Annotated in this window: 21 protein-coding genes and 1 riboswitch; of the genes, 19 read left to right on the forward strand and 2 right to left on the reverse strand. The window is 61.6% G+C overall.

Translation table 11 applies throughout. The annotated features are described in order from the left end of the window. The first annotated feature begins 11 nt into the window (after nt 1-11). The 16 genes from VOI22_RS07415 to VOI22_RS07490 all read left to right on the forward strand — a co-directional run bounded on the left by VOI22_RS07415 (nt 12) and on the right by VOI22_RS07490 (nt 14,454). Entirely contained in the window at nt 12-302 is a 291-nt protein-coding gene (locus VOI22_RS07415) for a sarcosine oxidase subunit delta (RefSeq protein WP_323795889.1), read from the forward strand. Next, nucleotides 299-3,331: a sarcosine oxidase subunit alpha family protein gene (locus tag VOI22_RS07420; protein ID WP_323795890.1), complete on the forward strand. Its 3,033-nt coding sequence runs from the start codon at nt 299-301 to the stop codon at nt 3,329-3,331. The genes VOI22_RS07415 and VOI22_RS07420 overlap by 4 nt, the downstream gene beginning before the upstream one ends. Then, entirely contained in the window at nt 3,324-3,932 is a 609-nt protein-coding gene (locus VOI22_RS07425) for a sarcosine oxidase subunit gamma (RefSeq protein ID WP_323795891.1), read from the forward strand. Before VOI22_RS07420 ends, VOI22_RS07425 begins: the two co-directional genes overlap by 8 nt. A gap of 54 nt (nt 3,933-3,986) precedes the next feature. Continuing rightward, a riboswitch (cobalamin riboswitch) is annotated at nt 3,987-4,210 on the forward strand. A 144-nt stretch (nt 4,211-4,354) separates the two neighbouring features. Continuing rightward, nucleotides 4,355-4,534 (forward strand): CbtB domain-containing protein, encoded by a 180-nt coding sequence (locus VOI22_RS07430; RefSeq protein WP_323795892.1) that lies wholly within the window; start codon nt 4,355-4,357, stop codon nt 4,532-4,534. 29 nt (nt 4,535-4,563) lie between these two features. Beyond that, nucleotides 4,564-5,307 carry a CbtA family protein gene (locus VOI22_RS07435; RefSeq protein ID WP_323795893.1) on the forward strand — a complete coding sequence of 248 codons (744 nt, stop codon included), beginning with the start codon at nt 4,564-4,566 and terminating at the stop codon, nt 5,305-5,307. After that, nucleotides 5,304-5,765 carry a DUF1636 domain-containing protein gene (locus tag VOI22_RS07440; RefSeq protein ID WP_323795894.1) on the forward strand — a complete coding sequence of 154 codons (462 nt, stop codon included), beginning with the start codon at nt 5,304-5,306 and terminating at the stop codon, nt 5,763-5,765. Before VOI22_RS07435 ends, VOI22_RS07440 begins: the two co-directional genes overlap by 4 nt. Nucleotides 5,766-5,774: 9 nt before the next feature. Then, nucleotides 5,775-6,476, forward strand: a complete 702-nt coding sequence (locus VOI22_RS07445; protein ID WP_323795895.1) for a hypothetical protein — start codon at nt 5,775-5,777, stop codon at nt 6,474-6,476. A 105-nt stretch (nt 6,477-6,581) separates the two neighbouring features. Then, entirely contained in the window at nt 6,582-7,199 is a 618-nt protein-coding gene (locus tag VOI22_RS07450) for a LysE family translocator (protein WP_323795896.1), read from the forward strand. A 5-nt stretch (nt 7,200-7,204) separates the two neighbouring features. Further along, nucleotides 7,205-7,699, forward strand: a complete 495-nt coding sequence (locus VOI22_RS07455; RefSeq protein ID WP_323795897.1) for a thioesterase family protein — start codon at nt 7,205-7,207, stop codon at nt 7,697-7,699. An 8-nt stretch (nt 7,700-7,707) separates the two neighbouring features. Beyond that, nucleotides 7,708-8,466, forward strand: a complete 759-nt coding sequence (locus tag VOI22_RS07460) for an SDR family NAD(P)-dependent oxidoreductase (protein ID WP_323795898.1) — start codon at nt 7,708-7,710, stop codon at nt 8,464-8,466. 141 nt (nt 8,467-8,607) lie between these two features. Continuing rightward, nucleotides 8,608-10,215, forward strand: a complete 1,608-nt coding sequence (locus tag VOI22_RS07465) for an ABC transporter substrate-binding protein (RefSeq protein WP_323795899.1) — start codon at nt 8,608-8,610, stop codon at nt 10,213-10,215. A 61-nt stretch (nt 10,216-10,276) separates the two neighbouring features. Beyond that, nucleotides 10,277-11,299: an ABC transporter permease gene (locus VOI22_RS07470; protein ID WP_323795900.1), complete on the forward strand. Its 1,023-nt coding sequence runs from the start codon at nt 10,277-10,279 to the stop codon at nt 11,297-11,299. Between the two features lie 15 nt (nt 11,300-11,314). Further along, complete coding sequence (gene nikC / locus VOI22_RS07475) at nt 11,315-12,244, forward strand: nickel transporter permease (protein ID WP_323795901.1); 930 nt, start codon at nt 11,315-11,317, stop codon at nt 12,242-12,244. Continuing rightward, on the forward strand, nt 12,241-13,125 hold the full coding sequence (locus VOI22_RS07480) for an ABC transporter ATP-binding protein (RefSeq protein ID WP_323795902.1): 885 nt from the start codon (nt 12,241-12,243) through the stop codon (nt 13,123-13,125). Before nikC ends, VOI22_RS07480 begins: the two co-directional genes overlap by 4 nt. Further along, a complete protein-coding gene (locus VOI22_RS07485; RefSeq protein ID WP_323795903.1) occupies nt 13,109-13,918 on the forward strand; it encodes an ABC transporter ATP-binding protein in 810 nt (269 codons plus the stop codon). Before VOI22_RS07480 ends, VOI22_RS07485 begins: the two co-directional genes overlap by 17 nt. A gap of 47 nt (nt 13,919-13,965) precedes the next feature. Beyond that, nucleotides 13,966-14,454 carry a dual specificity protein phosphatase family protein gene (locus VOI22_RS07490; protein WP_323795904.1) on the forward strand — a complete coding sequence of 163 codons (489 nt, stop codon included), beginning with the start codon at nt 13,966-13,968 and terminating at the stop codon, nt 14,452-14,454. A gap of 1 nt (nt 14,455) precedes the next feature. Here the strand turns inward: VOI22_RS07490 and VOI22_RS07495 are convergent, their stop codons facing one another. After that, nucleotides 14,456-14,809 (reverse strand): RidA family protein, encoded by a 354-nt coding sequence (locus VOI22_RS07495; protein WP_323795905.1) that lies wholly within the window; start codon nt 14,807-14,809, stop codon nt 14,456-14,458. A gap of 218 nt (nt 14,810-15,027) precedes the next feature. Between VOI22_RS07495 and VOI22_RS07500 the strand changes: the two genes are divergently transcribed. Both VOI22_RS07500 and VOI22_RS07505 read left to right on the forward strand, forming a co-directional pair. Continuing rightward, nucleotides 15,028-16,062, forward strand: coding sequence for a phosphotransferase family protein (locus VOI22_RS07500; protein WP_323796290.1), 1,035 nt, complete (start codon nt 15,028-15,030; stop codon nt 16,060-16,062). Next, a complete protein-coding gene (locus VOI22_RS07505; RefSeq protein ID WP_323795906.1) occupies nt 16,055-16,474 on the forward strand; it encodes a DUF6285 domain-containing protein in 420 nt (139 codons plus the stop codon). The genes VOI22_RS07500 and VOI22_RS07505 overlap by 8 nt, the downstream gene beginning before the upstream one ends. A 188-nt stretch (nt 16,475-16,662) precedes the next feature. Here VOI22_RS07505 and VOI22_RS07510 read toward each other — a convergent pair whose 3' ends face one another. After that, the gene (locus VOI22_RS07510) at nt 16,663-17,100 is read right to left on the reverse strand and encodes a methylglyoxal synthase (protein ID WP_323795907.1); all 438 of its coding nucleotides are present in this window, start codon (nt 17,098-17,100) and stop codon (nt 16,663-16,665) included. Nucleotides 17,101-17,219: 119 nt separating this feature from the next. Here VOI22_RS07510 and VOI22_RS07515 point away from each other — a divergent pair, with 119 nt between their 5' ends. Next, nucleotides 17,220-17,912, forward strand: a complete 693-nt coding sequence (locus VOI22_RS07515; protein ID WP_323795908.1) for an RraA family protein — start codon at nt 17,220-17,222, stop codon at nt 17,910-17,912. Nucleotides 17,913-17,914 lie beyond the last annotated feature (2 nt).

Genomic DNA, 17,914 nt, shown 5'->3' on the forward strand with positions numbered 1-17,914 from the left:
AGGCGCCGACCATGCTCTATATCGACTGCCCCTATTGCGGCAAACGCGCCCACGACGAGTTCACCTATATCGGCGACGCCACCAAGAAACGCCCGGACGGTGCCGAAAAGAACGACCCGGCATGGGTCGATTACGTCTACACGCGCGACAATCCGCGCGGCCCGCATCTGGAGCTCTGGCATCACAGCCTCGGCTGCCGGGAGGTGGTGAAAGTGTTGCGCAATATCCTGACGCACGAGATCCTCGGGTGCGGACGGCCTGCGGACGACATCCCCCTGCCCGAAGCGGAGACCAAGCCATGATTCGCGGCAAGGAACAGCAGCCGTTCCGGATGTCCGAAGGAGGCGAGATCGAACGCACCCGCCCGCTTACCTTCAGCTTCGACGGCAAGTCCTACACCGGTTATGAAGGCGATACGCTGGCCTCCGCCCTGCTCGCCAACGGCGTCAAGCTGGTCGGCCGCAGCTTCAAATACCACCGTCCGCGCGGTATCTATTCGGCCGGGCCGGAAGAGCCCAACGCGCTGGTGAACCTGCGCTCCGGCGGACGGCAGGAGCCGAACACCCGCGCCACCCAGATCGAGCTGTTCGCGGGTCTCGAAGCCAAAAGCCAGAACCGCTGGCCGTCCCTCGCGCTCGATATTATGGGCGTGAACGACTTTGCCTCGCGCTTCCTGTTTGCCGGTTTCTACTACAAGACCTTCATGGGCCTGCCAGGTTGGCACTTCTATGAGCATTTTATCCGCAAGGCCGCCGGCATGGGCGAGGCCAAACATGTCAGCGATCCAGACATCTACGACAAGATGCATGGACATGCGGACATCGTAGTGGTCGGTGCCGGCCCGGCCGGACTTGCCGCTGCCCTGACCGCAGGCCGGAGCGGCGCCCGTGTCTTCCTGATCGACGAAAACAACAAGCCGGGCGGCCGGTTGCGCAGTGAGCGCGAGACCATCAACGGCAACCCCGCCATGGACTGGGCCACGAGCACTTTCGCTGAGCTAGAGGAGATGGAGAACGTTACTCTGCTCCGCCGCGCGACGGCTTTCGGTTACTACGATGGCGACACCATCGCCGTGCTGGAGCGGGTATCCGATCATCTGCCCGTCCCCGCTCCCTTCCAGGTACGCCAGCGCCGCTGGCTGATCCACGCCAAAAAGGTGCTGCTGGCCACCGGGTCGACCGAGCGACCGCTGGTGTTCGACGGTAATGACCGCCCCGGCGTGATGCTGGCCGGAGCCGCCCGCACATACGCAAACCGTTTCGCCGTGCAGCCCGGAAAGCATGCCGTTGTCTTCGCCAACAATGACGATGGATACCGCACCGCCCTCGACCTTGCGGATGCGGGCATCGAAGTGCGCGGCGTGATCGACCCACGCACCGGCGGACAGGGTCCGCTGAAGGAAGATGTCATCGCCCAGGGCATTGATGTCGTCAGCGGGGCTGTCGTGGTCCGCACCCATGGCTATCTCGGCCTTGCCGGTGTCGACATTGCCGATCTCGGCACGCTGCAGTCCGGCGCCACCCCGGAAACCCGCTACATTCCGTGCGACCTGCTGGCGACCGGCGGCGGCTGGAGCCCAAACGTCCATCTCTACAGTCACCAGAGCGGCAAGCCGGTCTACGATCCGACCATCGGCGCCTTCGTGCCGGGCGCGTCCCGCATGAACGACCGCTCCATCGGCGCCGCGCGAGGCCGGTTCAGCCTCGGAGACTGCCTTGCCGACGGGTATACGGCAGGTCAGGAGACCGCCGAGGCACTTGGTTTCACGACTGGAGCTGTGGCTGATATCCCGTCCACCGACGAGCAGGCAACCGGCCCGCTCAAGATCCTCTGGCAGGTTCCGGCATTGCCGGGCCGCAAGGGACGGCGTTTTGTCGATCTGCAAGACGATGTCACGGCGGATGACGTCAAGCTGGCCCAGAGCGAAGGTTATGTCTCTGTCGAGCACCTGAAACGCTACACCACACTCGGCATGGGCACGGACCAGGGCAAAACCTCGAATATCAATGGTCATGGCGTGCTCGCCGAAGCACGCGGTCTCGACGTTTCCGAAGTTGGCACAACGACGTTCCGGCCGCCCTACACGCCGGTCGCCATCGGCGCTTTTGCCGGTCGCGAGATCGGCCGTCACCAGAACCCGGTCCGGCGCACGCCGATGCACGACTGGCATCTCGCGCATGGCGCACAGATGATGGAAGCCGGGCTCTGGATGCGGCCGCAATATTATCTCGGCAAGGATGAGCCTAATTCCCGCGAAGCGATGTTCAAGGCCATCGAGCGGGAAACGCTGGCGGTGCGTAACACCGCCGGGATCTCGGACGTCTCGACCCTCGGCAAGATCGATATCCAGGGGCCGGACGCCACGGAACTTCTTAACCGGGTTTATATCAACGGCTGGAAGACCCTGGCCGTCGGCAAGGCGCGGTACGGCGTCATGCTGCGTGAGGACGGCGTCGCCCTTGATGACGGCACCACCTCGCGGATCGGCGAGAACCATTATTACATGACGACGACCACAGCAGAAGCCGGTCCGGTGATGGAGCATCTGGAGCTGCATCTGCAGGTCCATTGGCCGGACCTCGACGTGAAGATCGCGTCCGTCTCCGACGATTGGGCCGCCATGGCCATTGCCGGGCCGAACAGCCGCGCCATCCTGCAGGACCTGTTCCCGCAAGTGGACCTTTCCAACGAGGGCTTCCCTTTCATGGGCGTACGCGAGACGAAACTCGGAGCCTTCCCGGCCCGGGTCTTCCGCATCAGCTTCTCGGGAGAACTGGCCTACGAGATTGCCGTGCCTGCCGGGTATGGCGAAGCCGCGTGGGAACGCTGCCTTGCCGTTGGCGAGTCGCATGGCCTTGTGCCCTACGGCCTCGAAGCGCTGAACATCCTGCGCATCGAAAAAGGCCACGTGACCGTCGCCGAAATCGACGGCCGCGTCTCCGCAGCCGACCTTGGCTTCGGCAAAATGATGAGCTCTAAGAAGCGCTTCATCGGCGACGCCCTTTCGACCCGTGAAGGCATGGACGATCTGGGCCGCCCGACGCTGGTCGGACTGACACCGGTCGACGGCAAGACGAAGATCCGCGCTGGATCGATCCTGGTGGAGGACCCGAAAACGCCGCCACCGGTGCCGAAGCTCGGCCATGTTTCCTCCACCGCCCCGATCAGCCCGAATGTCGGACATCCGATTTCGCTCGGCCTGTTGAAAGACGGTCCAAACAGGATCGGCGATACGGTCTGGGCGGTCTTCCCGCTCAAGGGCGAAGCGGTCCAGGTGAAGGTGACCAGTCCGAATGTCTATGACGTGGAAGGAGCAAGGCTCCATGGCTGACGATGTGATTCTCGCCCGCCGCTCGGCCCTCGCCGGAATTCTCGAACCAGGCGACCACGGGGCCAATCGCTTTGACGGTCCGGGTATTCACCTGACCGAGCGCACCCCGTTTTCCGTGGTGCAGGTCGAAGCTCGTGCCGATGTAATTCCATCGTTGGCTGAAGCACTGGAAACGGCCACCGGCACCGCTCCATCCCTCACACCGAACCAGAGCGCCGGAAACGGGCAGCCCCGCATCCTCGGCACAGGCACCGGAAAATGGCTGGTCATAGAGCCTGAACACCGCGATCTCGCCGCGCATCTTCGCTCGGCGCTTCCGGATAGTGTTGCGGTCATCGACCTCAGTCACGCGCGCACGATTTTTCGGTTGTCGGGACGCGACGCCCGTACGCTTTTGGCAAAAGGCTGCTCTATCGATATGCACCCGTCCGCGTTTTTGGCCGATACCAGCCGGATCACCGGAGTCTTCCACGCACCGGCCCTGATCGATTGCCGCAGCGCCGAGCCGGTGTTTGATATCTATGTGCACCGATCTTACGCAGCGCATCTGTTGGAGGCACTACAGGATGGCGCATTGGAATATGGCTGCCGCGTATCCTGAGGCATGCATTTTTTGGTCGGGACATGCATCACGCTTGTCCGAATTGACCGGGAGGGATAGTTTACGAGTGTTGGTTCCGCCGCTGTAAACATGGCGACGGATTAAAAGGGAACACGGCGAGGCGTACCCATCAGGGACCGAATCCGTGGCTGCCCCCGCAACTGTGAGCGACGAGCGACATCCGGACTGAGCCACTGGCCCCGCATGAGCGGACTGGGAAGGCAGGATGAAGCAATGACCCGCGAGCCAGGAGACCTGCCGACACCGATGCCGGCGCCCATGCGGCGGCATCAATGACAACGTCGGGGTGAGCGTATTGCCAAATTGGCGGCCGGAAGCCGCCGCTTGGTTCTCTCGCCTCTGAACAAGCCCGGATACAGCTCTGAGGGCCGTATCCGGATCGTTTTTGATCGGAGGAACACATGACTTCAGCAGTTCAGAAATCCACATCTCTCACCGCCAGCCAATCCACCAAGATGGTGGCGGTCTTTGCGCTTCTGGCCGGCCTCGGCATCGTCTACCTGACCGGTTTTGCCAATGCCACCGCCCTGCACAACACAGCTCACGACACCCGTCACAGCATGGCCTTCCCTTGCCACTAAGCCTTTGGCACGAAGGAACTGCGATGCTCATGAAATTCATAAAGTCGGCGCTCGTCGCCGGCTTCGCCGCGGGGATTCTGGTCGCAGCGCTTCAGGCAGTGACAACAACGCCCCTGATTCTTGAGGCCGAACGTTACGAAGGCGGCATGGCCAGTGCGGGCGAAATTCTCGTTGCGCATTTCGCCAAAAACCAGTCGGACGCGTTTGTGCATCTCGCGCATGGAACAGAAGCGCACGGCGCCAAGGAAACCTGGGCTCCGGAAGACGGACTGGAGCGGACGCTCTCGACCTCGATCGCGACAATCGGCACGACCTTCGGGTTTGCCCTGGTCCTGCTCGCGGCCATGGTTCTCAGCAATGCGACGATCACTGCCCGTACTGGCCTGATCTGGGGTGCGGCAGCCTTTGCCGCCACCGGCCTTGCACCGGCCCTCGGTCTCAGCCCGGAACTTCCGGGCGCGGCCGCCGCAGTCCTAGAGGACCGGCAAATCTGGTGGATCGGCACGGCCCTGGCCACAGCCGTCGGCCTGTTCCTGGCACTGCGTGTCTCCACGCCGCTGGCAATCGTCGCGGGTCTGGTCCTGATCGCGATCCCGCATGTGATCGGCGCCCCGCACCCGGACGATTATATCAGCGACGTGCCGTCGGAGCTGTCCGGCCATTTCGCCGCCGCTTCCCTTGTAGTGCACGCCGTGACCTGGGCGGCAACCGGCTGCATCGCCGGTTTTGTCTGGGAGCGTTCCGGCACTCCCGAAGCAGCAGCCGCGGCGTGAGCGAACAATCATTTGCGGACGACGATTCTCGTCGTCCGCTTCATCCCGTTACCATCGATATCTGTACCGCCTGCCGCCACTCCGAGGATCCGGCAGGCGATGGGCGCGTCCTGCTCGAGCGGGTCGAAGCACTCTGTGCCGACGAGGACGGAATCACCGTCCGCCCGATCGAATGCATGGCCGTATGCGACCGCCAGGTCACCGTCGCGCTCAGAGGGCCCGGCCTCTGGAGCTATGTGCTGGGCGACGTCAATGCCGAGCATGACGGCGCCGAACTGGTAGCCGCGGCGCGCGCTGTCGCCGCCGCCCCGCACGGGGTTCCCAAACTGCGCGACAGACCGCCGGTTTTCCGCAAGGGTGTGATCTGCCGGCTTTTGCCGCCGCCGGATCATGACGAAAACAAGACACAAGACAGCAGCGCCGCGGACCAGGTTCCGGCCCCAGACCAGTTAAGTTAAGAGGATCGAATGACCGGAATTCTGCTGCTTGGCTTCCTGATCGGAATGCAGCACGCCTTTGAAGCGGACCATGTCGCGGCCGTTTCCAGCATGGTCACCTCGGGCACCTCGGTGCGCCGCGCGGTGCACCATGGCCTCGCTTGGGGGCTGGGTCACTCGCTGATCCTCGGCGCCGTCACCGGGTTGATGATCGGCTTTGGCCTCAGCGTCAGCGAGGAATGGAGCACGATCTTCGAGTTCGGTGTCGGCATTTTGCTTGTGATCCTCGGCGCCCGTGTCCTGCTGCGCCTCTGGCGTGAAGGAGGTGCCTGGCGCGTCCATCGGCACTCCGACGGCAAGGCTCACGTCCATTTCGTCACCGCCGAGAGCGAACAGACTGCGCATGGCCCGGCAGAACATGCTCACCGGCGCGGCCTGCCGCTCGGCACAATCTCCATCGGCATGGTGCATGGTCTGGCCGGCTCGGGCTCGATCCTGATGATGACGGCAGTCGGCCTCGACGCGCCGTCCGATGCCATCCTCTATGTCATTCTGTTCGGCATCGGCAGCATGAGTGGCATGGGCATTCTCTCCGCCATCATCGCCCTGCCGCTGCACTGGACAAGCAAAAGCCTGAAGACAGGCAATCTGGCCATCCAGGGTTTCATCGGGCTGATCGCCATCGTTATCGGCATCACCATTGCGGCTGAGAATGCCAGCGCCCTGATGTAGTCTTCGAAAGTGGCTGGTTAGGCTTCACACAGTTTCTGAATTAGCTGCTGGATCATGCCGCACCGGCGCAGCTAGGCTCTTTCTTCAACGTGGGAGGCGCACGCCATGATCGACCAAATCCTCGTCATTCTCGGCATCACACTGCTCGTCATGATCAGTCCGGGTCCGGATATGGTGATCGTGATGCGCAATACCGTTATCGGTGGACGCGTTGGCGGACTGCAATCCTCACTCGGTGTGCTGGCCGGCAACATGGTCCACATCACCTATTGCGCCATCGGGATCGGCTGGCTCATCTCCGAAAGCATCCTCGCCTTCAGCATTCTGAAATATGCCGGCGCCGCCTACCTGATCTATATCGGCGTGATGAGCTTCCGCGCCAGGGACATGGCTCTCTCAACGGCGGACGCCGGGCTGCAAAAGAACGCAGCCAGGAGCTGGTTCCTGCAAGGCTTCCTGAACAACATCCTTAACCCGAAGGGTACGCTCTTCTATCTCGGCGTCTTCACCATGGTGATCACGCCACAGACCTCGACCGCGACCACCCTGCTGCTGGTTCTGATCATGATGTCGGTCAGCGCCCTGTTCTGGGTGTTCTTCGTTTTCACGCTAGACAGCACTATCGTTCGGAATGTGCTTGAACGCGGCCAGAGGATCGTCAACCGGGTGTTCGGCGGGCTGCTGATCTTCCTTGGCATCCGCGTCGCCCTGATGGAGCGTTAACCAGAATGAGCTCAGTGCTTGACCAATATGGCGATCTCGCACGCTTTGCCGTCACCGACGATCTGAAGCAGCGGTTTCACATTTCCGACGACTGGCATTTCGCCGTCCAGAAACTGGTCGAGTGGCGGGACTGCGATGCTTTCGCCCATGTGAACCACACCGCCTACCTGACCTGGTACGAGAGCCTGCGGAACCTCTATTTCGAGGTCCTGGGCCATCCACGCCACGCGATGGACGTGCCAGGCCCGGTGATGAAGCATCTGGAGACCGACTATTTGCGCGGCATCGCCTACCACACGCCGATTTGCGTGACAGGTCGCGTGGTCTCCATGCGCAATACCAGCATGGTGATGACCTATGCCACATGGGATGCCAAGGGCTGCTGCAACAGTTCGACCCAGCTCTTCGTCATGGTGGTGAACGAGACGGGCGAGAAAGCGCCGATCCCCGATGCCCTGCGCGCCGCGATCATCGCGCTCGACGATCCCGAAACGGCGTGAGGCAAGCCATGTCCGCTAAAACGGTATCCTATGATTTCACCGGACGGACCCTGTTTCTGACAGGGGCCGGCGGAGGCATACCAGCGGCAATCGCAAAGCTGTTCGCAGCCTCCGGCGCCAATCTGTTCCTGACCGATCTGCATCCGGAAATCCTCGCCGTGCTTGCTGGCGAACTCGGTGACAACACCTCCCACGCGACCCATCCTCTGGATGTGTCCGACCCGGAGGCGGTCACTGCCGCCGCCAAAGCCTGCCGGGACCGGTTCGGCAAGATCGACTATGTCGTGACTGGCGCCGGGCTCTACGAGGACGGCACCGTGGACGGCATGGCAGATGAGGTCTGGCGGCGCGGCATCGCCGTTAATCTCGACGGCGTCTTCCATACAGTTCGTAGCGCCCTGCCCCATATGCCGGACGGTGGCGCGGTTGTGAATATCGCCTCGATGGCGGGACACCGGGGCAGCTTTGGCCATGCGCCCTATTCAGCCGCAAAAGGCGCTGTCCTCTCACTCACCCGCTCTCTCGCCCAGGAAGTGGCCAGCCGGAATATCCGCTGCAATGCCATATCACCGGGCCTGATCGACACGCCGATGGTACGCAGGCTCATGCAGGAGCGTGGCGGCGATATGCTGAAAATGACCCCGCTCCGAAGACTCGGAACGCCCGAAGAAGTGGCCGGGGTCGCAGCTTTCCTGTGTAGTGACAGCGCCGCCTTCCTGACGGCAGAGACCATTCATGTAAATGGCGGCCTCTATATCGCGTCGTAAGCCCCGGTCAGACCGCAGATTTGCTGCACTGCATTTAACAAGTGTTTGAGATCACTGTCGCCACAGTCTAGGTTGACCGCCTACGATCCATTCTGGATCGTGAAAAGAAACCAATAAAAACGCAACTTCATGAGGCTTCACATGAACGCATTTGCAAAGAGCTTCGCGGTCGCGGCATTGGCCGCATCCGTGGCGCTGCCCACATCGATCGGGCAATCGTTCGCGGCCACCCCGGCGGACACCCTCGTCGTGGCTAACCGCATCGACGATATCGTCTCGCTCGATCCGGCTGAAATCTTCGAGTTCGCCGGCGGCGACCTAGCCAACAACGTGTACGATACGCTGGTTACCTTCGATCCGGCCAAGCTGACCGACGGCTACAAGCCCGGCCTGGCGGAAAGCTGGACCGTAAGCGCGGACGGCAAGACCTACACCTTCAAGATGCGCCCGGGTGTCAAGTTCCACTCCGGCAATCCGGTGACGGCGAAAGACGCGGCCTTCTCGCTGCAGCGCGCGGTCATCCTGAACAAGACGCCGTCCTTCATCCTGACCCAGTTCGGTTTCACCGCCGACAACGTCAAGGAGAAGATCAAGGCGACCGACGACATGACCCTGGTCATGGAGACGGACAAAAAATACGCGACCTCCTTCGTCCTGAACTGCCTCAGCGCCACAATCGGCAGCATTGTCGATATGAAAACGGCAATGGAACATGAAGCCGATGGCGACATGGGCTACGAGTGGCTGAAGACCCATTCCGCCGGCTCAGGCGCCTATTCCCTGCGCGGCTGGAAGCCGAATGAGAACTACGTCCTCGAGGTCAACGAAAACTACTGGCGCGGCGCGGCCGACATGAAGCGCGTCTTCATGCGTCACATTCCGGAATCCGCCACACAGCGCCTGCTGCTGGAAAAAGGTGACATCGACGTTGCCCGTAACCTCTCCCCCGACGACATTGCCGGCCTTTCCGGCAGTGGCGATGTAAAGGTCGAGGAAGATCTCCGCGGCCGCATCATGTACTTCTCTCTGAACCAGGACATTCCGACCCTGGCGAAGCCGAAGGTGCAGGAAGCGTTCAAATACCTCGTCGATTATGAAGGCATGGCCAACACCTTCCTGCGCGGCCAGTACACCGTGCATCAGGCCTTCCTGCCTCTGACCTATCTCGGCGAGTTGAAAGACAAGCCCTACAGCCAGAACATCGAGAAGGCGAAGGCCTTGCTCGCGGAAGCGGGTGAAGCGGACGGCTTCGAGGTCAAGATCTTCGTGCGTAACGCTCAGGAACGTCTGGAAATCGCCCAGTCCCTGCAGAACATCTTCGCCAAGGTCGGTATCAAGGCAACCCTTGAAGTCGGAACCGGCAAACAGATCCTCGGCGCCTATCGTGCCCGTAAACACGAGATCTATCTCGGTGCCTGGGGCCCGGACTATCCGGATCCGCACACCAACGCCGATACCTTCGCGCATAACCCGGACAACGCGTTCGAAGCGAAGAACACCGGCAAGCTGGCATGGCGGAATGCCTGGGACATCCCCGCGATGACCAAGGAAACCGAAGCCGCCGTTCAGGAAAGCGACCGCGACACCCGGGCCGAGATGTACCGCAAGATCCAGGCGGACCATCAGAAGACCAGCCCGTTCGTCGTCATGCTGCAGAAAATCGAGCAGACCGGCTTGCGCAAGAATGTCACCGGCTTCTATACCGGCAGCGCCGTGTCCAGCGTCTACTATTGGACTGTGAAGAAGTAACCTTCCGGGATAAAGCTGCCGTATGGCACTGAACACATCACATGCGACAGGGAGAGGAGCGATGCTCCTCTCCCCGCGTTTTTTGCGGTCCGTTCTGAAGACGGTGGCAACCATCGCCGTCACCTTTGTCGGGCTGCTGTTTATCACCTTCATCATCGGTCGCGTCATGCCGATCGATCCGGCGCTTTCAGTCGTCGGTGACAAGGCGAGCGAAGAAATCTATCAGGCCGCCCGCAAGGCGATGGGTCTGGATCAACCGCTCTATGTCCAGTTTTTCTACTACATCAGCGATGTTTTCCGGGGCGATCTCGGCACCTCCCTGCTGACCGCAAGACCGGTCGCGGAGGATATCATCCGGGTGTTTCCAGCAACCCTGGAGCTGGCGACAATCGCCACCATATTCGGCATCATTTTCGGTGTCCCCATGGGTGTCGTCGCCGCGGTCAACAAGGGCCGCTGGCCGGATCAGGTCGTCCGCGTGCTGGGCCTCTTCGGGTATTCCATGCCGGTCTTCTGGCTCGGCCTGATCGGCCTGCTGGTGTTCTACGGCGTGCTTGGCTGGGTCGGCGGGCCGGGACGGCTCGATATCTTCTTTGAGGATGTGGTGCCGAACATAACCGGCGTGATCCTGATCGACAGCCTGATCGCAGGGGACTTCGAGATTTTCGGCAATGCGCTGTCGCACATCATCCTGCCGGCAGCTGTGCTCGGCTATTACTCCATTGCCTATATCAGCCGCATGACCCGCAGCTTCATGCTGGAGCAACTGAGCCAGGAATACATCACCACCGCCCGGGTGAAAGGTATCTCCGAATTCCAGGTGATCTGGCGCCATGCCCTCGGCAACGTGATGGTGCCGCTGATTACCGTGATCGCCCTCTCTTATGCCCAGTTGCTTGAGGGATCGGTGCTGACGGAAACGGTCTTCGCCTGGCCCGGTCTCGGCTTCTACATCACCGCCGGGCTGCTCTCCGCCGACATGAACGCCGTGCTCGGCGGAACCCTTGTCGTCGGCGGCGTCTTTGTTGGCCTCAACCTGCTCTCCGACCTGCTGTACCGGCTCGTCGATCCACGCGCCCGATAGCCGGACACAGAAATCATGACAGCAGACACACTCAATCCCGCAAAAGCCGGCCTCCGGGCCTGGCTGACCACGGATACGCCCGCGTCGCGCGGCCATGCCCGCATGGTCCAGGCCTATCTCGGCTGGCTCTCGCTCACCCGAAACCCTCTGGCCCTGCTCGGTCTAGCCATTCTGATGGTGCTGATCGCGGTCTCCGCTCTGGCGCCCTGGATCGCGCCGCACGATCCTCTGGCACAGGAACTGACCAACCGTCTGCAACCGCCAGGCTCGCCCGGCCATCTGTTCGGTACGGACGAGCTTGGCCGTGACATCCTGAGCCGGATCATCCACGGCGCCAGCATCACCCTCTACATCGTCACCCTGGTGGCAGTCACAGCCCCCGTGGTCGGCCTCGTGATCGGCACATTGGCCGGATATGTTGGCGGCTGGACAGACACCGTCCTGATGCGGCTGACGGACATCTTCCTCGCCTTCCCCCGCCTCGTTCTGGCGCTGGCCTTCGTCGCCGCGCTCGGCCCGGGGATCGAGAACGCCGTGCTAGCCATCGCCATCACCTCCTGGCCGCCCTACGCGCGCCTCGCAAGGGCGGAAACCCTGACGGTGCGCCATCAGGATTACATCAGCGCCATCCGTCTGCAGGGCGCCTCCGCCACCCGCATCATCGCCGGACACGTGATGCCGCTCTGCCTCTCTTCGGTGATCGTTCGCGTGACCCTCGACATGGCCGGCATCATCCTGACCGCCGCCGGTCTCGGCTTCCTCGGCCTCGGCGCCCAACCGCCGATCCCGGAATGGGGCGCGATGATCTCCTCCGGTCGCAAGTTCTTGCTGGATCAGTGGTGGGTCGCCACCATGCCGGGCCTCGCCATCTTCATTGTCAGCTTGGGCTTCAACCTGCTTGGTGACGGCCTGCGCGATATTCTCGACCCCCGGAGCGGCCAATGAGTGACGCGAACGGCGGCAAGGACGGCGCCCTGCTGACCGTCGAGGATCTTTCGGTCCGCTTCCACACCCGCACCGGCATCGTTGATGCAGTGCGCAATATCAGCTTCTCCGTCGGCCGGGAAAAAGTCGGCATCGTCGGCGAGTCCGGCTCCGGCAAGACCATGACTGGACGTTCTGTTCTGAGACTGATCCGGCCCCCGGGAGAGATCACCGCAAAGCGCATGGAGTTCGATGGGCACGACCTGCTGACACTCAGTGAAAAGCAGATGCGGGATATTCGGGGTGACCGGATTTCCATGGTCATGCAGGATCCGAAATATTCCCTGAACCCTGTGATGACCATCGGCGAGCAGATCGCCGAGGCCTACCGGGTCCATACCGGCGCCTCTTTCCGGGATGCGAAAGTACGGGCAGCCGAGATGCTGGCCGCAGTGAAAATCCGCGATCCGGAGCGCGTGCTCTCCCTCTATCCGCACGAGGTGTCAGGCGGCATGGGCCAGCGCATCATGATCGCCATGATGCTGATCCCCGACCCGGATTTGATGATCGCGGACGAGCCGACATCGGCGCTCGACGTCACCGTGCAGATGCAGGTGCTGGCAATTATAGACGATCTCGTTACCCAGCGCGGCATGGGACTGATGTTCATCTCCCACGACCTCAATCTGGTCGCCTCCTTCTGCGACCGCGTGATCATCATGTATGCCGGCCAGATCGTGGAAACCTGCAAGGCAAGCGAGCTGGATCAGGCGAAACATCCCTATACCCGCGGATTGCTCAATTCATTGCCGCGCCTTGACCGTGAGCCCGGCCCGCTGCCGGTGCTGGAACGTCAGGAAAGCTGGAAGACGGAGCCCGGTGTCGATGCCTATTACAAGTGAGGCTGGCCCCATGCCGCTGATTTCCGTAACAGATCTCGATGTCCGCTTCGGCGCAGATGACGAGATCGTGCATGCCGTACGAGGCGTTTCCTTCAATGTCGCGGAGGGCGAAACCTTTGGGTTGGTCGGCGAGTCCGGCTCCGGTAAATCCACCGTCCTGCGCGCCATGAGCGGCCTCAATGCAGACTGGACGGGCACCATCGAGATCGGCGGCACCCGCCTCGGCCAGGTACGCGGCAAACCGTTCTACAAGCGCGTCCAGATGGTGTTTCAGGACCCCTATGGCTCGCTGCATCCGCGCCATACTGTCGACCGTATCCTGAGCGAGCCCTGCCAGATCCACGGCATGAGCGATATCGACAACCGGGTGAGCGACGTTCTTGTCGCGGTCGGCCTGGGTCCCACTTTCCGGTTCCGCTACCCGCACCAGCTTTCGGGTGGCCAGCGTCAGCGCGTTGCCATCGCCCGGGCTCTGATACTGGAGCCGGAGATCCTTCTGCTGGACGAGCCGACCTCCGCGCTCGACGTGTCGGTACAGGCGGAGATCCTGAACCTGTTGCAACGCCTGAAACAGGAACGCGGCCTGACTTTCGTGCTGGTCAGCCACGATCTCGCCGTGATCGCCCACATGTGTGACCGGCTCGCCGTGATGAATGCCGGACGTATCGTTGAGGAGCTGACAGTCGCCCAGCTCCGCGCGTCGGAGCCAAGCGAGGCCTATACACGCCAGCTCCTCAAGGCCAGCCTTGGGTATGACCGCACAGCGGCAGCGGGCATGGAGTCGTTCGATTGAACGCCCCGTTTATCTGTTGTTCATATTTCACCGGATAGCATCCCGCCATGGAACATTATGGTGCGACAGAAATTCCGGTTCCCGGGACATCAGGAACCCTCTTTCTCGGCCCAGTGCCGAAGGATGAGGAAGCGGTTGGCGGGATAGCCAAGTCGGGTGTTGATGCCGTCCTCTCGCTGGCAACCGCGGAGGAGCTCTCCGAACACGGCGTGCCGAACATGCAGGATATATTCCTGCAGCATGCGTTGAGCTGGACACATTTCCCGATCAGGGATTTCGATATTCCATCGGAAACCGACACGAGGGCCTGGTCCGCCCTGGAGACCATTCTGGCTGAACGCCTGAAAACCGGTGGCCGTGTCCTGATCCACTGCCGGGCCGGTTTCGGCCGCAGCGGCATGATCGCCGCCAGATTGCTTATGGCTTGCGGCTCAACACCGGACGACGCGGTCAAAACGGTGCGTGATGCGCGCCCGGGTACCATCGAAACGCCGGCGCAACTGGACTGGGCCAGAAACGCCGGCGCCTCAGGTTAGGTCAGAGCGCCGCGATCGCCATGATCTCGACGGTGTATTTCGGGCTGGCCAGCTTCGGAGACTCGACGCAAGCACGGCAGGGGGTCGAACCCGCCACCACCCAGCCGTCCCAGACAGCATTCATCTCGGCGAAATCATCCATCGAGTTCAGCCAGATCGTCGCGGTCAGCAGCTTCGATTTGTCGGTGCCGGCCTCAGCAAGCAGAGCATCCAGGTTCGCCAGGATATCCTTGGTCTGATCGGCGACACTGGCACCCGGTGCGTTCTGGGCGACCTGGCCTGCCGTATAGACCGTGTTGCCGTGGACCACGACCTGACTCATCCGCTCGCCCGTGCGATAACGCTTGATATCCATAACCTGCTCGCTCCAATAGCGTTGAAAGAAGCGGCAGCATAAGCGGGCGCGGCTACCTACGCATAGCCTCTTCCGCCGATCTCACCCGTGCCCGGACGGGAACAGCCAGTAAGCCGCCATTCTCACATTCAGGCATTGCAAAGCGGAGCCGCGCTCGGCTTAATCGGCCCCGACAAATGGGCTGAAACGCTCGCATTAAGTTGGGGTAACGCTTGAGCATGGATGCAGGAATACGCGCCGCAGTAGCTGAATGGCTGCTGTCTGAAACGGGCGCTGAAAAAACCACCATTACCGGCGCCAAACTACTGTCCGGCGGCGCCATCCAGGAAAACTGGCTGCTGGATCTGGTTGTCCGAGGAGGACGGCTCGACGGACTGGAACAGGCCGTTCTGCGCACCGATGCGGCCTCAGGCGTGGATGAAAGTCATGGAAGGGTGGAAGAATTTCGCCTGCTGTCCGTGGGATTCGAGGCAGGAATGACTGTACCCGAACCACTCGTCCTTGAGCCGACAGGCTCGATCACCGGCAAACCTTTCTATGTCATGCACAAGGCGGGCGGCACGGCCAATCCCCGCATGCTCACACGCGATGCCGCCCTCGACCCGCACCGCACCGGCCTCGCCAGGCAGATCGGCCGGGAGATGGCCCGGCTACACCGTATCCAGCCGCCCCGCCCGGAATTGGATTTCCTTGGCGACGCTCCGGCCAATCCAGCCGCCCAGCGGATTTCCGAGCTCTACAGCTTCCTCGACAGCCTGCCGAAGGCCTATCCGGCTCTGGAGTGGGGGCTGCGCTGGCTGGAGTTGAACCGCCCGGCACCAAGCCCGGCCGTGCTCTGCCACCGGGATTTCCGCACCGGGAACTACATGGTCGCTGACGGCAAGCTGACCGGGGTTCTGGATTGGGAGTTCGCCGGGTGGAGCGATCCGCTGGAGGATGTCGGCTGGTTCTGCGCCCGGTGCTGGCGCTTTGGCTCCGACGCGCGCGAGGCAGGTGGCATCGGCAGCCGAGACGACCTTTATGCCGGGTATGAGGCAGAGGCTGGCTCGGCCCCGGACTGGTCCCTTGTTCCCTACTGGGAAGTGCTTGCCACTGTGCGCTGGGGCGCTATCGCGCTGCTTCAGGGCGAACGACACAATTCAGGCGCCGAACGATCCATCGAACTCGCGCTCACCGGACGGAAAGCAGCCGAGATGGAGCTCGATATCCTGCAGCAGATCGACGAAATCGAAAGGACCCGTGCCAATGTTTGAAGCTCCCGGCAGAAAGGCCCTGATCGAGACCGCGCTCGCCGCTTTCCAGGACGACATTCTGCCCGCCCTCGACGGTGACAGGAAATATCTCGGCCTGATGATTGCGAGCGCGCTTGCCACTGCGGCCCGTGAGCTGGACACGGATGCGGACCCCGGTTCCATCCAGCGCATTCTTGACGGGTTTGCCAGCCTTTACGGCGAGGACAATGTTGCGCGGGCAGGATACGAACCTGAAATGAAGCTCGACATGCTGTCGCGGGACCTTGCCCGAGAGCTCCGCGAAGGCCTCTATGACACTGCCCTCACCGGCCCTGTTCATGCCCTTCTGACCGTCCTCACAGAAGAAAAGCTCAAGCTTTCCAACCCAAAATTTCTGGCTGCGCGCGAATATTCGCAGCCGACACCCAACTGATGCAGAATTTCCAGATAATCCGATATAAATCGATGCTTCAATAAACCGATCTACGAACCTGTTTTACTTTGCAGTTCTGCAGATGGTCATAAATTTTCTGCTGGCCGCCGCAGAGAAACTGATGCAAGTCAGACACACTAAAAAACGCTGGAAAGGCAAATCCGTGCTGAAATGGCACAGCCCTTCAATCAGGGAAGCACCCGGTTGAGATAGCCTTCATTATCGGGTTCAGCCGCTTCATAGTCAGTGTCGAAAAAAGGGCTGCCGAGCACAAAATCGGCACTCGCCTGATTACAGGCAAGCACGACATTGTAGAGCGTGCAGAGCCGGAGCAGCGCCTTCACATCCACATCGTGCGGCATGGATGTCATCGGGTCCGTGAAGAAGAGCAGGATGTCGAGCCCACCTTCCGCGATCCGCGCCCCCATCTGCTGGTCGCCGCCGAGCGGACCGCTTTTCAGGCAGTGAACCTCAAGCCCGGTATCCTCGGCGATAACCTTCCCCGTCGTCCCGGTGGCGTAGAGATCGTGACCGGCGAACCGGTCCCTGTGGGCATGCACAAAAGCTCTGAGGGCTGGCTTGCGGGCATCGTGGGCAATCAGCCCGATGCGCTTGCGTTGCTTCATTCAATACGGTCCCTGCTTTAAGGCAATAGTTTCCAAAAGGGCGCTACACTGTCCCGTGAGCCATCGCTAAGCTGCAAGAAAATACCTAATCAAAAACAACTTATATGGGACGGGAGGACATGTCCGATATCACCTTAGCCGATCTGCGCAAGCTGACGGAGTGGGATACCCCCACGATCTGCAACGGCCTCGAGGTCGTCACACCGGAGCGCCGGACCATAGGCTTCACGACCACGCCGCTGGTCGCGCTCGATCCATCCCTGCCCCCGATCTGCGGCTATGCCCGCACCGCCACGATGCGCGCCGTCACACCGCCTCAAGGCGATGCCAAAGCCATCCGTGCTGCCTATTACACCTATGTTGCGGATGGCGCACTGCCCCGCATCGTGGTGTTGCAGGATCTCGACCCGGAGCCCGGTTTTGGTGCTTTCTGGGGTGAGGTGAACACCAATATCCACAAGGGTCTCGGCTGCCTCGGCTGCGTTACCAACGGATCGTTCCGCGATGTCGATGCCTCGGCGCCCGGCTTCCAGATCCTCGGCGGCAAGGTCGGCCCGAGCCATGGATGGGTTCATCCCGTCGATTTCGGTGTGCCGGTGAATGTTGGCGGCATGGCGGTCAATCACGACGATATCATTCATGCGGACCGGCATGGTGCCGTGGTGGTACCCGCTGAAGCAGTCAAGAAGCTGCCGGAGGCGATCGCCCTGCTGGAGCGGAAAGAGAAGGTCATTCTCGATGCCGCCAAGTCACCGGATTTCGACATCGACAAGCTGAAGGCCGCAATGGCCGGCTCCGCCGAAATCCACTGACA

It is taken from the genome of Nisaea sp. (assembly GCF_034670185.1).
GTDB lineage: Bacteria > Pseudomonadota > Alphaproteobacteria > Thalassobaculales > Thalassobaculaceae > Nisaea.